Annotated in this window: 4 protein-coding genes; 3 read left to right on the top strand and 1 reads right to left on the bottom strand. The window is 69.4% G+C overall.

Annotation, left to right across the window (positions count from 1 at the left end):
- Window positions 1-88: 88 nt before the first annotated feature.
- A complete protein-coding gene (locus ACFYXA_RS12975) occupies window positions 89-1612 on the bottom strand; it encodes a TldD/PmbA family protein (protein WP_389031834.1) in 1524 nt (507 codons plus the stop codon).
- A 192-nt stretch (window positions 1613-1804) separates the two neighbouring features.
- Between ACFYXA_RS12975 and ACFYXA_RS12970 the strand changes: the two genes are divergently transcribed.
- From ACFYXA_RS12970 to ACFYXA_RS12960, 3 genes are read left to right on the top strand one after another with little or no spacing between them, the layout of a single operon-like run.
- Window positions 1805-7072: a DEAD/DEAH box helicase gene (locus ACFYXA_RS12970; RefSeq protein ID WP_389031831.1), complete on the top strand. Its 5268-nt coding sequence runs from the start codon at window positions 1805-1807 to the stop codon at window positions 7070-7072.
- Window positions 7069-10080 (top strand): helicase-related protein, encoded by a 3012-nt coding sequence (locus ACFYXA_RS12965; protein WP_389031828.1) that lies wholly within the window; start codon window positions 7069-7071, stop codon window positions 10078-10080. Before ACFYXA_RS12970 ends, ACFYXA_RS12965 begins: the two co-directional genes overlap by 4 nt.
- Window positions 10077-14576: an Eco57I restriction-modification methylase domain-containing protein gene (locus ACFYXA_RS12960; RefSeq protein WP_389031825.1), complete on the top strand. Its 4500-nt coding sequence runs from the start codon at window positions 10077-10079 to the stop codon at window positions 14574-14576. The genes ACFYXA_RS12965 and ACFYXA_RS12960 overlap by 4 nt, the downstream gene beginning before the upstream one ends.
- Window positions 14577-14622 lie beyond the last annotated feature (46 nt).

Genomic DNA, 14622 nt, shown 5'->3' with positions numbered 1-14622 from the left:
GCTCATCGGCCGGCCTCCTGGGTGGTGTTGAGACTGTGCCTGCCCGGGGGGCGACCCCCGGACCCCCGGCCGGACTCGATGCTGGCGCTCATCGGCCGGCCTCCTGGGTGGTGTTGAGGATGTTGACGCCCTTGAACAGGGCGGAGGGGCAGCCGTGCGACACCGCGGCCACCTGGCCCGGCTGGGCCTTGCCGCAGTTGAACGCGCCGCCGAGGACGTACGTCTGCGGCCCGCCCACCGCCGCCATGGAACCCCAGAAGTCGGTCGTCGTCGCCTGGTAGGCCACGTCCCGCAACTGCCCGGTGATCCGCCCGTTCTCGATCCGGAAGAAGCGCTGCCCGGTGAACTGGAAGTTGTACCGCTGCATGTCGATCGACCAGGACCGGTCGCCGACGACGTAGATGCCCCGGTCGACGCTCCCGACCAGGTCCTCCGTCGACATGCCCGCCGGGTCGGGCCGGAGGGACACATTGGCCATGCGCTGCACGGGCACGTGACCGGGGGAGTCGGCGAAGGCGCAGCCGTTGGAACGCCCCAGCCCGGTGAGCTTCGCGATCCGCCGGTCCAGCTGGTAGCCGACGAGCGTCCCGTCCTTCACCAGGTCCCAGGACTGGCCCTCGACGCCCTCGTCGTCGTAACCGATCGTCGCCAGGCCGTGCTCGGCGGTGCGGTCGCCGGTGACGTTCATCAGCTCCGAGCCGTAGCGCAGCTTGCCGAGCCGGTCGAACGTGGCGAAGGAGGTGCCGGCGTAGGCGGCCTCGTAGCCGAGCGCGCGGTCCAGCTCGGTGGCGTGGCCGATGGACTCGTGGATGGTCAGCCACAGGTTGGACGGGTCGACGACCAGGTCGTACAGCCCCGGCTCCACACTGGGCGCCCGCATCTTCTCGGCGAGCAGCCCGGGGATCCGCTCCAGCTCGTCGTCCCAGTCCCAGCCGGTCCCGGTCAGGTACTCCCAGCCCCGCCCGACCGGCGGCGCGATGGTCCGCATCGAGTCGAACTCGCCGCTGGACTCGTCCACCGACACCGCCGTCAGCGACGGGTGCAGCCGCACGCGCTGCTGCGTGGTCACCGTCCCGGCCGTGTCGGCGTAGAACTTGTTCTCGTGGACGGTGAGCAGCGAGGCGTCCACATGATCGACCCCGTCGGCGGCCAGCAGCCGGCGGCTCCAGTCGCCGAGCAGCGCCGCCTTCTCCTCGTCGGGCACCGTGAACGGGTCGATCTCGTACGACGACACCCACGTCTTCTCGGCGTGCACCGGCTCCTCGGCCAGCTCCACGCGCTCGTCCGACCCGGCCGCCCTGGTCACCTGCGCCGACAGCTTGGCCATCGCCACGGCCTGCGAGGCCACCTTGGCGGCCCCGTCCATCGTCAGGTCCACGCCCGACGCGAACCCCCAGGTCCCGCCGTGCACCACCCGCACCGCGTACCCGAGGTCGGTCGTGTCCGACGACCCGGCCGGCTTGGCGTCCCTCAGCCGCCAGGACGCGCTGCGCACCCGCTCGAACCGGAAGTCGGCGTGCTCGGCCCCGAGCGCCCGCGCACGAGCGAGCGCGGCGTCGGCGAGGGCACGCAGGGGTAGCGCCAGAAATGTCTCGTCGATCTCATGGGCCACGAAGTCCTCCCCGTCTGGTCTGTGGATGTCCGCAGTGAACCATGCCGTGCGGACCTGTGGACGACCACCGGCTTTCGCGGGTTCAGTCAGCGCTCAGGCAGTAGGCTGATGAACCGTCGGCGACCAGGGGGTGTCGTTCTCGGGCAACGGTGCCGGCGGAGCCGCACAGCAGCAAGGGGAGCGCAGACCAAGATGGACGTCTTTGGGGTCCACCAAAATCTGATCAGCGATTACGACGCCTTCACGAGTTCGTTGGTATCCGTCCGGGACAGGGATATCCGGCAACACCTCGAAGAGGAGCGTGCGCGTAAGGCGCGCTGGCCTGACCCTCGCATCTCACTCAATCCGAATTTCCGCAGTGGTGGTACGGTCGCCGAACTCGTCGATGCCGGAGTCCTGCATCCCATGTGCCGCGACTATTTCCGTGTCAAGGAACACTCGGACGATCCCGGTTCCCGGACTCTGACCCTCCACCGCCACCAGCGAGAAGCGATCGATGCGGCGGCTCGTCGACATTCGTACGTCCTCACCACCGGCACCGGATCCGGCAAGAGTCTCGCCTACATTGTTCCCATCGTCAACGAGGTGCTGCGCCACCCGAACCCCGACGGCATTTCGGCAATCGTCGTTTACCCCATGAACGCACTCGCGAACAGCCAGGAATACGAACTCGCCCGGTATCTGAAATGGGGAATTCCAGAGGCGGATCGTCGAGTTACCTTCGCCCGGTACACCGGCCAGGAGGATGCCGAGGGAAAGGCGGCCGTGCTGCGTTCCAAGCCGGACATTCTCCTGACGAACTACGTAATGCTTGAGTATCTCCTCACGCGTCCCCACGAGCGGGAGGAACTCATCGGGGCGGCCCAGGGCCTCAGGTTTCTGGCTCTGGACGAGTTGCACACCTATCGCGGTCGGCAGGGTGCGGATGTCGCCTTCCTGGTGCGCAGGCTCCGCGACGCCTGCGCCGCCCCTCGCCTTCAGTGCATCGGTACGTCCGCCACCATGGCCAGCGCTGCCACGTTTGAGGACGCCCAGGAGAAGGTCGCGGACGTCGCCACCCGGCTGTTCGGCACGCCGGTGCGGCCCGAGCATGTGATCGGCGAGACCCTGGAACGGTCCACCGACCCGAGGGCCCACCTTGCGCTGCCCGCCGCCGAACGCAGGGCGGCGCTGGCAGAGGCGGTCCGCCGTGCCGAGCGGGAACCGCACGCGCTGTCACACGACTATTCGGTGTTGAAGGCCGATCCTCTCGCCATCTGGGTGGAGGACTCCTTCGGCCTGGTCGAGGACGAGAAGGCCGACGGACGACTGGTGCGCAGGACTCCGGTGACCGTCCCCGCCGCGGCAGCCGTCCTGAGTGGGGACTGCGGCGAGAGCCAGGAGGTGTGCCGCACTGCGATCGAGGCGATTCTCAGAGCCGGTGCGAAGGCGCTGCACCCGCAACACCGACGCCCGCTGTTCGCCTTCAGGCTGCACCAGTTCCTCTCCAAGGGCGACACCGTCTACACCAGTCTCGAACCGGCAGAGCAGCGCCATCTGACCAGCCAGTACCAGGTCAGTGTGCCCGCGCAGCGGGACAAGCCGCTGATCCCGCTGGCGTTCTGCCGCGACTGCGGGCACGAATATCTGGTGATGACCCGAGAGGACGGCGCGGCCGGGCCACGCTTCGTCGCTCGCAGGGACCCCGAGGCGCCGGCCGAGGACGGCGACGGCTACCTGTACGTCAGTGAGGAGCGGCCCTGGCCGACCGCGCCCGACGAGATCCTGGCACGACTCCCGGACAGCTGGGTGGAGACCACCGAGGCCGGGACCCGTGCCATCGTGCAGGCCCGCAGCAGCGACGTCCCGCGCGAAGTCCGCATCGCTCCGGACGGAACGGTCCTCGCGGGAGAAGGGCAGGGCCTGCGCGCCTGGTGGATCGCTGCTCCCTTCCGCTTCTGCCTGCGTTGTCGCGTCAGCCACGAACAACTGCGCGCCCGCGATTTCGCGAAGCTCGCGACCTTCGCGGCCGAGGGCCGTAGCTCGGCGGTCTCCCTCATCAGCTCGAGCGTGGTGCGGTCCCTGCGTGGCCAGCAGGACATCGACGAGCGGGCACGCAAGCTCCTCACCTTTGTCGACAACCGCCAGGACGCCAGCCTCCAGGCCGGGCACTTCAATGACTTCGCCCAGGTCACCCAGATCCGCGGCGCCCTCTACCGGGCACTTGCAGCGGCGGGCCCGGCAGGACTGCGCCATGACGCGCTGCCGCAGGCCGTCGAGGAAGCGCTGGGCCTGCCCATGGAGGCCTTCGCCCGTAATCCGGGGGCCAAGTACAGCCAGCGGGAATCCGCCCGCTCGGCCCTGCGAGCGGTCCTCGGTTACCGCGTCAACGCCGACCTCGAACGCGGCTGGCGCATCACCATGCCCAACCTCACCCAGACCGGGCTGCTGCGTTTCGAGTACACCGACCTGCGGGAGATCGCGGCCGACCAGGAGTGCTGGCAGGACGCACCCGCCGCGCTCGCCGGTGACTCCCCCGAACACCGCGAGCACCTCGCCCGGGTCCTCCTGGACGAGCTCCGCCGCTCACTGGCGGTCGACGAGCCGCTGCTGACGCAGGAAGGCTTCGACCAGCTCCGGCGCCAGTCCGAAGCCCACCTGCTCGGCGTCTGGGCGCTCCCCCCGAAGGAGCCCGGCGTGCCCTCGCGAGTCGCCTTCCCCGGCAGCGGCCCCAAGGGAGCCCCCTCCGGCGAGGCCATCTACCTCAGCGGACTCGGGGCCTACGGACGCTTCCTGCGCCGCCCCGGCCAGTTCCGCGAGATCCCCGGGCTCGCCGGGAAGCGGATGTCCGTGGCGGACGCGGATGCGGTGATCCGGGGTCTGCTGCGCGTCCTGGAGACTCAGGGCCTGGTCGCGATCGTCCGCGAGGAGCGGGACGGCTCACGCGGCCACCAGGTCAGGGCCGCCGCGCTGCGCTGGCTGCCGGGCGACGGGCTCGCTCCCGAGCCCGACCCGCTGCGCAAGGTCGGCGATCCCGACGCCGAGCCGCACGTCAACACCTACTTCAGAAACCTCTACCGGGACACCGCGTCACAGCTGCTCGGTCTCGAAGCCAGGGAGCACACCGCGCAGGTCCCCTCCGACCTGAGGGAGGAGCGTGAGAAGGCGTTCCGCGAGGGTGACCTCAGCCTGCTGTACTGCTCGCCGACCATGGAACTCGGTGTCGACATCGCCACCCTGAACGCGGTGGCGCTGCGCAACGCCCCGCCCACCCCGGCCAACTATGCCCAGCGATCGGGCCGGGCCGGCCGTTCCGGGCAGCCCGCGCTGGTCACCACGTACTGCTCGACAGGCAGCGCCCACGACCAGTACTACTTCCGGCGCCCCGAGCTGATGGTCGCGGGAAGTGTCACACCGCCCCGCCTCGACCTGGCCAACGAGGAGCTGCTGCGCAGCCACGTCCACGCGATCTGGCTGGCCGAGACGGGAGCCGCCCTCGGCCGGCGCATGACCGACTTCATCGACGCCGAAGCTGTCGCACGGGCTCCCGGCGAACCGGTGCCGCTCCGGCTCACCGAGGCCATGCGCACCCAGCTCGACAGCGAGGCGGCCCGCCGCCGGGCCATCGACCGTGCCACCGCCGTGCTCGAACCGCTCCTCGGCGACCTCCGGGCACGCACCACCTGGTGGTACGACGGCTGGATCGAGGATGTCGTACGCACCGCACTGCGCCGCTTCGACGACGACTGCGAGCGCTGGCGCCGCCTGTACCGTGCGGCGCTCGCCGAGCGCGAGGAGCAGCACCGCATCGCGGGGGACCTCTCGGTCGATCCTCGCAGCCGACGCGTTGCCCAGGCACGCCGCGCCGAGGCCGAGAACCAGCTGAAGCTGCTGCGCAACGAGGACAGTGAGGAGTCCTTCAGCGACTTCTACACCTACCGCTACTTCGCCTCCGAGGGGTTCCTCCCCGGCTACTCCTTCCCCCGCCTCCCGCTCGCCGCCTACATTCCCGGGCAGCGTGGGGAAGGACGCCTCGGACAGAGGAACGGGGCGTACATCCAGCGCCCCCGCTTCATCGCGATCTCCGAGTTCGGCCCCGGAGCGTTGATCTACCACGAGGGTCAGCGATACGCCGTCGACCGGGTCCAGGTCCCCATGGGCGCCACCCCGGGACAGGTCGCCACAAGCGACGTGCGGATCTGTGCCAACTGCGGTACCTGGCACGACCGTTCGGACGGGGTCGATCGGTGCGACGACTGTGAGGTTCCCCTCTCCCTCACACTGAGCCGGACCATGCTCCTGTCCACCGTCCACGCCTCACCGGTACGCCGGATCTCCTCCGACGAGGAAGAACGGCTCAGATCCGGCTTCGAGTTGCTGACGGGCTACCAGTTCTCGCAGGGCGGTGGGCGGCTGGACGCCACCGCTGCGGACGACGACGGTCCGGTGCTGACCGTGAGCTACGGCGACACGGCACGGGTCCGGGTCTTCAACATCGGCCGCCGCAAGCGGAAGCAGCCCGCGGACCGAGGCTTCTGGCTCGACCCCATCCAGGGCAGGTGGCTCAGCGCCAAGAAGGCGGGGGAGATCCAGGAGGCATCGGCCGAGGACGAGGCCCTTACCCCGTTCGCCTCCGCGGACCGCACCCTCCAGGTCATCCCCTATGTCGAGGACCGCAAGAACATCGCCGTGCTGCGCCTGGCCGAACCGGTCGAGGACGAAACGGTCGCCGTCACCCTCCGCTATGCCCTTGAACGCGGCATAGAGGCCCGCTACCAGCTCGAGGACGCCGAGCTGGACAGCCAGGACCTCCCGGACGACGAACAACGCGGACGGATGCTCCTCATCGAGGGCGCCGAAGGCGGGGCCGGGGTGCTCCGGCTCCTCCACGACGACCCCGAAGCGCTCGCCGAGGTCGCCCGGGCCGCTCTGCGGATCATTCACGTCGACCCGGGCGACGGCCGTGACCTGGACCGGGCCCCCGGTGCCGTGGAACGCTGCGAGCGGGGCTGCTACGACTGTCTGCTCACGTACAGCAACCAACGCTTCCACACCCGTATCGACCGGCACGCGGCGGTCCCCCTTCTGATGCGGCTGGCCGCCTCCACCACCCGGGGCGCGCGGCAGGTGACCCCCGCCGCGCAGCGGGCCCAGGCGCTCGCCCTGGCTACGGAGCACGCGCGGGGACCGGTCGCCGACTTTGTAGAGTGGCTGGGCCGCTCGGGCCACCGCCTCCCCGACGAGACGCACCCCGAGCGAGCCGGCGACCCGGCTCGCCCCGACGTCGTCTACCGCCTTCCTGGCGCGGACGTCGCCGTCTACGTGGACGAACCGGGCGGCTGGCATCTCGACCGACAGGCCGAGTTCCGGTTGATCGACGACGGCTGGCTCGTCATCCGGGCCGGCTCGGAAACCAAGGAGTGGGAGAACGCCGTGCGTGCACACCCGGACGTCTTCGGCCCCGGACGGAGCATTCGATGACGTTCCCCAGTACCTCAGCGCAGTCGCCGAGGCCTCCCCGGGCCCCGGGCGACCTGATCTCCGCCCGTGGCCGCGACTGGGTAGTGCAGCCCGGTTCGCCCGGCGGACTGGTGATCGCCCAGCCTCTCGACGGGGACCGCGAATTCGTCACCGCGCTGTTCCCGCACGAGATCAGGGACCCTGGTTTCGGTAGGCCACAGGCGGTACCCGGAGAGGTCGGCGACTTTGCCTCCGCCGGGCTGCTGCGCACCGCCCTGCGGATCGCGGCGAGCCACGGAGCGGGCCCCTTCCGTTCGCTGGCGTCCATCTCGGTGCAGCCCCGCCAGTACCAGCTCGTACCGCTGATGATGGCGCTGCGCATGGACACCGTACGGCTGCTCATCGGAGACGACGTCGGCATCGGCAAGACCGTCGAGGCCGCCCTCATCGGCAAGGAGCTCATCGAGCAGGGCTCGGCCACCGGCATGGTGGTGCTCTGCTCGCCATCTCTCGCCGAGCAGTGGCAGAGCGAGCTGCGCGAGAAGTTCGGCATGGAGGCGGAGCTGGTACTGCCCTCCACCGCGGCCCGGCTCCAGAAGGGGGTCGAGCAGGGGCAGACGCTCTTCCAGCGCTACCCCTACACGGTCGTGTCCACCGACTTCATCAAGCAGTCCGACCGCCGTGAGGCGTTCCGACGCACCTGCCCCGACCTGCTGATCGTCGACGAGGCGCACACCTGCGTCGGCGCGGGTACCGGGCACCAGCAGCGGTACGAGCTCCTCAGTTCCCTCGCCCAGGATGAGAACCGCCATCTGATCCTCGTCACCGCGACCCCGCACAGCGGCGACGCCCACGCCTTCGCCAAGCTCACCGGATTGCTCGACCCCGGCCTGAAGGGCCTCGACCCCTCGCTGCCCGCGCACCGCGACCGCCTCGCCCGCCACTTCGTGCAGCGCCGCCGCCGCGACATCAGGCGCTACCTCGACCAGGACACGCCGTTCCCCAGTGACCGCATGCTGCGACCGCTGCCCTACCAACTGGGCTCGGAATACGCCCAGTTCGTCAGGGATGTCATCGCCTACGCGCGCGAGCAGGTCCGTCGCCCCGACGGCTCCTTCAAGCAGCGCCTCACCTGGTGGTCCGTACTGACCCTGCTGCGCTGCGTCCTGTCCTCGCCCGCCGCCGCGGTCGAGACCCTCACCGTCCGGGCCGCTCTCGCCGCTGCCCGCAGCGAGGAGGAGGCCGACCGGATCGGCCGCGCCGCCGCCATGGAACTCGTCGACGACGAGGCCACCGAAGGGTTGGACTCGGTCCCCGGCGCCCTCCTCGACACGGACGACATCGGCGACAACGCCCGGGGCAGCCGCAAGCTGAAGGCGTTCGCCGAGCGGGCCGCAGCCCTCGCGGGCCCGGACACCGACGCGAAGCTTCGTACCCTCGTCGACGAGGTGAAGGGCCTCCTCGTCGACGGCTACGACCCGATCGTCTTCTGCCGCTTCATCCCCACGGCCGAATACGTCGCCCAGCACCTGGCCGACGCCCTCGGGCGCAGCGCCCACGTCGACGCCGTCACGGGCAAGCTGCACCCGGACGCCCGCCAGGCCCGCATCGACGAACTCACCGCCAAGCGCGGCCGGCATGTCCTGGTCGCCACCGACTGCCTTTCCGAAGGCGTCAACCTCCAGGACGACTTCGGTGCCGTCGTCCATTACGATCTGTCCTGGAACCCGACCCGGCACGAGCAGCGCGAGGGCCGCGTCGACCGCTTCGGGCAGTCCCGCGAGAAGGTCCGCGCCGTCACCCTGTACGACACCGACACCGGCATCGACGGCCTCGTCCTGAACGTCCTGATTCGCAAGCACCGGGACATCGCCGACCAGATCGGCGTCATCGTCCCTGTCCCCGACGGCGGTGAGGGTGTCCTGCGCGCGCTGGCCAACAGTCTTCTGGTGCGCGGGCAGGGCGCGGACGAGCAACTCACCCTCGACTTCGGCACGGACGAGCTGTTCAGCCAGGCGCGGGAACGGCTCTACAAGGAGTGGGAGAGTGCCGCCGACCGGGAGTCGAAGGTACTGACCAAGTTCGCCCACAGCGGCTTGCGGCCCGATGAGGTCCAGGCTGAACTGGAGGCCCTGCACCAGGCGTTGGGCGAGCCCGCCGACATCGCCGACTTCACCCGGGAGACGCTGAAGGCGTTGGGCTCGGCTGTACGCCCCGACCCACGCTCCACCGGATTCACCGCCCCAGTGGGCCCGCTGCCGCGCGGGCTGCGTCACGCGCTCGGCATTTACGAAGACCTGGACCAGGGCGAAGGCCCCGGGGCCGCTCCGGCTCCCGCGCGCACGGCCGCGAAGGGCAGGGCACGCACGGCGACGCCTGCCCCAGAGCTCGTGTTCCGGCAGGACCTGCCGGTCGCGGCGGGGCAGCACGCCCTCTTCCGTGGCGACCCGGCCGTACGGGCCGTGGCCCGCTACGTCCTGGACTCCGCTCTCGACCCGAAGCTGAGCGAGCACGACCGCCCCGCCCGGCGGCTCGGCGTCATCCGCACCACCGCCGTCTCGGCGCGCACCGTGCTGCTTCTGGCCCGCTACCGCTTCCGCCTCACCCTGCCTCCCCGCCGCACCGGCCAGGAAAAGGGCAAGCCTCAGGAACTGGTCGCCGAGGACGCCCAGCTGCTGGCCTGGCGCGCCACCGACGACGGCTCCCGCGAATGGCTCACCGACGACGAGATCGCGGACCTGCTGCGCGCCTCCCCTGACCGCAACACCATCCCCTCCATGCGTGAGCAGCAGATCGGCCGCGCCCTCGACGAGCTCGACGAGGCCGAGGTGGAACAACGCCTCGAAGCCCACGGCCGCGATGTCGCCCGCCGCCTCGAAGCCGCCCACCAGCGGGTACGTGAGGCCGCCGGCGAACGCGGCCGGGCACGCGGCGCCGCCGCGGTCCGCCGCATTACCGCTGAGCCGGCAGGCGACCCCGACCTGCTGGGTGTCTACGTGTACGTCAAGCGCCCCGGAGGCTCCAGGTGACGACTCTCGCCCCCGATCACCTCCCGGCGAGCACGGCCGTACGTGTCGAAGGCGCCCTGCTCTCCGCCGACCTGATCAACAAGATCCGTTTCGGGGACAGGGAGCTTCCCGGTGCCGCCCCCGCCGACTACGGCCTGCCGCGCGGCGTGCGCGTGGAGGACGCGGCCAGCCGCAAATGGGAGTACCTCAAGGCCACGTACGCGTCCTTCCGCGAGCAGCTCGCGGCGCTCGGCCCCGAGGCTGACTCGGCGAAGCTGACGTACCGGGAATGGCTGAGCGTCCTCCTCGACGAACTGGGCTACACGGGCCGTACCGCCGTGCACAAACGGCGGGGCATCGACGTCCCCGGTCGTAAGTCGGGCGAGTACCGCGTCAGCTACCTCTGGCAGTCCCACCTGCCCATTCACATCCTGCGCTGGGACATCGAGCTCGACCGGGCCATCGGCAACGACCGGGCCCCCCAGTCGATGCTCCAGGAGCTCCTCAACGTCTCTGACAAGCATCTATGGGCGCTGCTCTCCAACGGCGGGGTGCTGCGCGTCCTGCGGGACTCCACCGCGCTTGTCGGCTCCGCGTACGTCGAGTTCGACCTCGACGCGATCTTCGGCGGCGACCAGTTCGCGGACTTCCAGCTCCTGTACGCGATGCTTCACGCCTCCCGCTTCGAGCTGACTCCCAAGCCGGAGAAGAAGCGCCGCGCGGCGGCCGTCGCCGACGAGCCGGAAGACGAGGCAGAGGAGGGCACGCTCGACGAAGCGGCGACCGCCGTGGACGACATCGCCGAGCTGACCCCCGCCGACTGCCGCATCGAATGGTGGCGCGCCTTCGCCATCGAGACCGGCATCCGCGCCCGCGACCGCCTGCGCAACCAGGTCAAGGCTGCCCTCGGCATCCTCGGCAGCGGCTTCCTCAAGGCCAATCCCCAACTCGGTGAAGCCCTCACCAGAGGCGGCAAAGCGGCCCTGGACGACTTCCACCACGAACTGCTCCGCCTGGCCTACCAGCTGGTGTTCCTCTTCGTGGCGGAGGACCGCGACGCCCTCCTGCTGCGACCCCAGGAGAACGCCTCCCCCGAGGAGGCCGAAGCCCTGGACAAGGCCCGCGACCTCTACACTCGCTACTTCTCCACGGCCCGCCTGCGCCGCATCGCGTCCCGCAGGCCGGGCGACCGCAACACCGACCTGTGGGTCGGCCTGCGCACCGTCCTCAACGCCCTCGGGGCGGAAGGCGGCCTCGAAGCGCTCGCGCTCCCCGAACTCGGCGGCCTGTACTTCCGCTTCGAGGACGACGAACACGAGTGGTCGGCGCTGCTCCCCGGCAGCCCCGAACCTCTGCGCGCCGCCGACCTGCCGAACGAGAGCCTTCTCCCCGCGGTCAGACTGCTTTCCCGTATCTACGACCGCCAGGGCCGCCCCAGCCGGGTCGACTACCGCCACCTGGGCGCCGACGAACTCGGCAGCGTCTACGAATCCCTTCTGGAACTCATCCCGCGCCACAACCCGGCGAAGGAGGAGTTCTGGCTTCAGGACCTGGTGGCGGGCAACAAACGCAAGACCACCGGCTCGTACTACACACCGTCCGTCCTGATCGAGAAACTCCTGGACAACGCCCTCGACCCGGTGATCAAGGAGCGCGAGGCATCCGGCATCCCGGACGACCTGCTCAAGATCCGTTTCGTGGACCCGGCCTGTGGATCGGGACATGTCCTGGTCGCGGCCGCCCGTCGCATCGCTCTGCGCTACGCCCAGATGTACGACGACGAGCTTGAGCCTGCGCCGGAGCGGATCCGTGAGGCGATGTCCAAGGTCGTACGCCACTGTGTCCACGGCGTCGACATCAACCCCCTGGCGGCGGAGATCGCCAAGGTGTCCCTGTGGCTGGAATCCCTCACCCCGGGTGAGCCGCTGGCCTACCTCGACGACCGCATCAAGGTCGGCAACGGGTTGCTCGGTACGACACCGAAGCTGCTGGAGTCAGGAATCCCCGACACGGCGTTCAAGAAGCTGGAGGGCGACGAGGCCAAGGCGGTCACCGAGGCCCGCGACCGCAACCGCAAGGAACTCAAGGGCGTCCAGGTCTGGGTCCAGACCCAGCTCGGCGAGCCCGCGACCAACACCAGCACGGCGACGGTGCGGGTGGCGGCCGAGAAGGCCGCGAAGCGCCCGGCCAACAAGGGCCTCGCGGCCATCCGCGAACTGGCCAAGCGGCACCGGGAGTTCGAGCGTGACCCGGAGCTCAAGCGGCTCAAGAAGGTCGCCGACGCCTGGTGTGCGGCGTTCATCTGGCCGAAGCGCGCGGATGCGCCCGTTCCCATCACGACAGGGACGCTGGCCAAGCTGGAACGGGGCCTGGAGCTTGAGGGCATCCCGAAGCCCGAGCCGAAGATGGGGGAGGAGGTCGTTGAGGAGACGGACGAGGAGGTGGAGTGGCGGGAGCGTGCGGGCGAGCGTGAACTGCGCGACATCGTCTCCCGTAACCGCTTCTTCCATTGGCACCTGGAGTTTCCGCGTGTGTTCCGGGTGGAGGACGGGGAGGCGGAGGACGCGAACCCGGCTACAGGGTGGCAGGGGGGCTTCGACGCGGTGCTGGGGAATCCACCGTGGGAGCGGGTGAAGATCCAGAAGAAGGAGTGGTTCGCCGCCCAGAACCCGTACGTTGCCGACGCGGCCACGGCGAACGAGCGCGAGGCGCGCATCAGCGAACTCCTCCAGACCGTCGACGAACACGGCCAGGTGATCGAGGCCGACCGCAAGCTCCACCGTGAGTACCTCACCGCCCAGCGCGAGTCCAAGGGCACGACCAATATGCTCCGCGACTCGGGCATCTTCCCGCTGACAGGCAAGGGCGACGTCAACACGTATGCCGTCTTCGCGGAGAAGGCGCGGATGCTGCTGGGTAGGGAGGGGATGGTGGGGCTGGTCCTGCCGACGGGGATCGCGACGGACAAGACGACGTCGGTATTCTTCGCGGATCTGGTGGAGCGGCGACAACTGACGACGGTGCTGGATCTGGAGAACGAGGAGAAGCTGTTTGCGGACGTGCACAACCAGTACCGTTACTGCCTGTTCACGTTCGGTGGGCCTGACCGTGAGTTCGGGCAGGTGCGACTTGCGTTTCGGGCGCGGCGGCCGGATCAGCTGGACGCGCGGGAGTTCACGCTGGACGCCGAGGGGTTCCGGCGGATCAACCCGAACAGCCGGACGGCGCCGGTATGCGAGAGTGAGAAGCACCTGCGTGTGCTTCAGGGGATCTACGAGCGGGTGCCTCTTCTCTGGCGCAAGGCGCAAGGGGAGACGGAGGCCAACGCCTGGGCGCTGGGGCCGTTCCTGCGGATGCTCGACATGGCCACGGACTCGAAGTCATTCCGCTCGGCCGAGTGGCTCCAGCAGCAGGGTTGGGTTCGGACCGGGACCGTCTTCGTGAAGGGGAATGAGCGCCATTTGCCCCTCTACGAGGGGAAGTTCGCCCACCACTTTGATGGCCGGTTCGCGACGTACGAGAACGCGACGCAGGCTCAGATCAACAAAGGCACCCTGCCAAGGCTGGACACAGGCGCACATCAGAACCCTGTGACGCTGCCATTGCCACGCCATTGGGTGGCCGAGGCACTGGTCGACGCGCGACTGGCGGAGGATCTGGCGAAGCAGCGGGAGGAGTGGCCGCACGACTGGCTGCTCGGGTGGCGTGATGTGTGCCGTGCATCGGATCAGCGGACGGTCATTGCATCAGTGCTGCCTCGGACCGCCGTGGGACACAAGTTCCCTCTGATGTTTCCGGCTCACGCGCCGGACCTGCTTCTGGCGAACCTCTCGGCCCACGTCCTCGACTTCGCAGCCAAGCAGAAGTACGCGGGCGCCTCCCTGGCCTACTTCACGTTCGAGCAGCTCCCTGTTCTCACCCCCGACGAATACGCCAAGCCCGTTCCCTGGCTCGGTAACCAGCTCCCCGAGTCCTGGATCCGCTCTCGCGTCCTTGAACTCACCTACACCTCCTATGAGATGGCTCCCTGGGCCAAGTACCTCGGCGACGAGAACCCCCCCTTCATATGGGATGAGGAACGCCGTTTCCTCATGCGGGCCGAGCTCGACGCCGCGTACTTCCACCTCTACGGCATTGAGCGCCAGGACCTCGACCTCGTCATGGACAGTTTCCGCGCCTTCCGTAACAGGAAGCCGGAGCTGTTCGAGCGTACGAAGAAGGAAATCACCCGCGTCTACGAGGAGATGGCGTCCGGCGCTCCATACGTCACCCCCCTCACCCCGCCCCCGGGCGCAGGCCCCCGCCACGCACCCGGCACCAGTCCTCTGACCCGGGTGGCTCCGCCGTCGCCGCCGAGCCCGACGGTGAGTCTGCCGACCCAGCCGAAGAAGGCGGGTCCGGCCAGGAGGGCGAAGAAGGTCTCCGAGGTCGACCAGTTGGGCGGAGGACTGTTCGGCCTGGACGAGGTCGAGGGAGTCGACATACAGCTCGACATCTTCTCCTCCGGCGACGAGTAAACCCGCGCAGGCAGGCGAGTGGCCGCCACCCGAACCATCCGGGCGG

Source organism: Streptomyces sp. NPDC002566, from assembly GCF_042889585.1.
In the GTDB taxonomy this organism is placed as follows: Bacteria; Actinomycetota; Actinomycetes; order Streptomycetales; family Streptomycetaceae; genus Streptomyces.
This window is presented reverse-complemented; position numbering and strand designations above follow the sequence as displayed.

What these genes read in the sequence shown, in the direction of transcription:
- ACFYXA_RS12965 (WP_389031828.1), top strand. Translation starts at nt 7,069, where the DNA reads ATGACGTTCCCCAGTACCTCAGCGCAGTCGCCGAGGCCTCCCCGGGCC.
- ACFYXA_RS12970 (WP_389031831.1), top strand. Translation starts at nt 1,805, where the DNA reads ATGGACGTCTTTGGGGTCCACCAAAATCTGATCAGCGATTACGACGCC.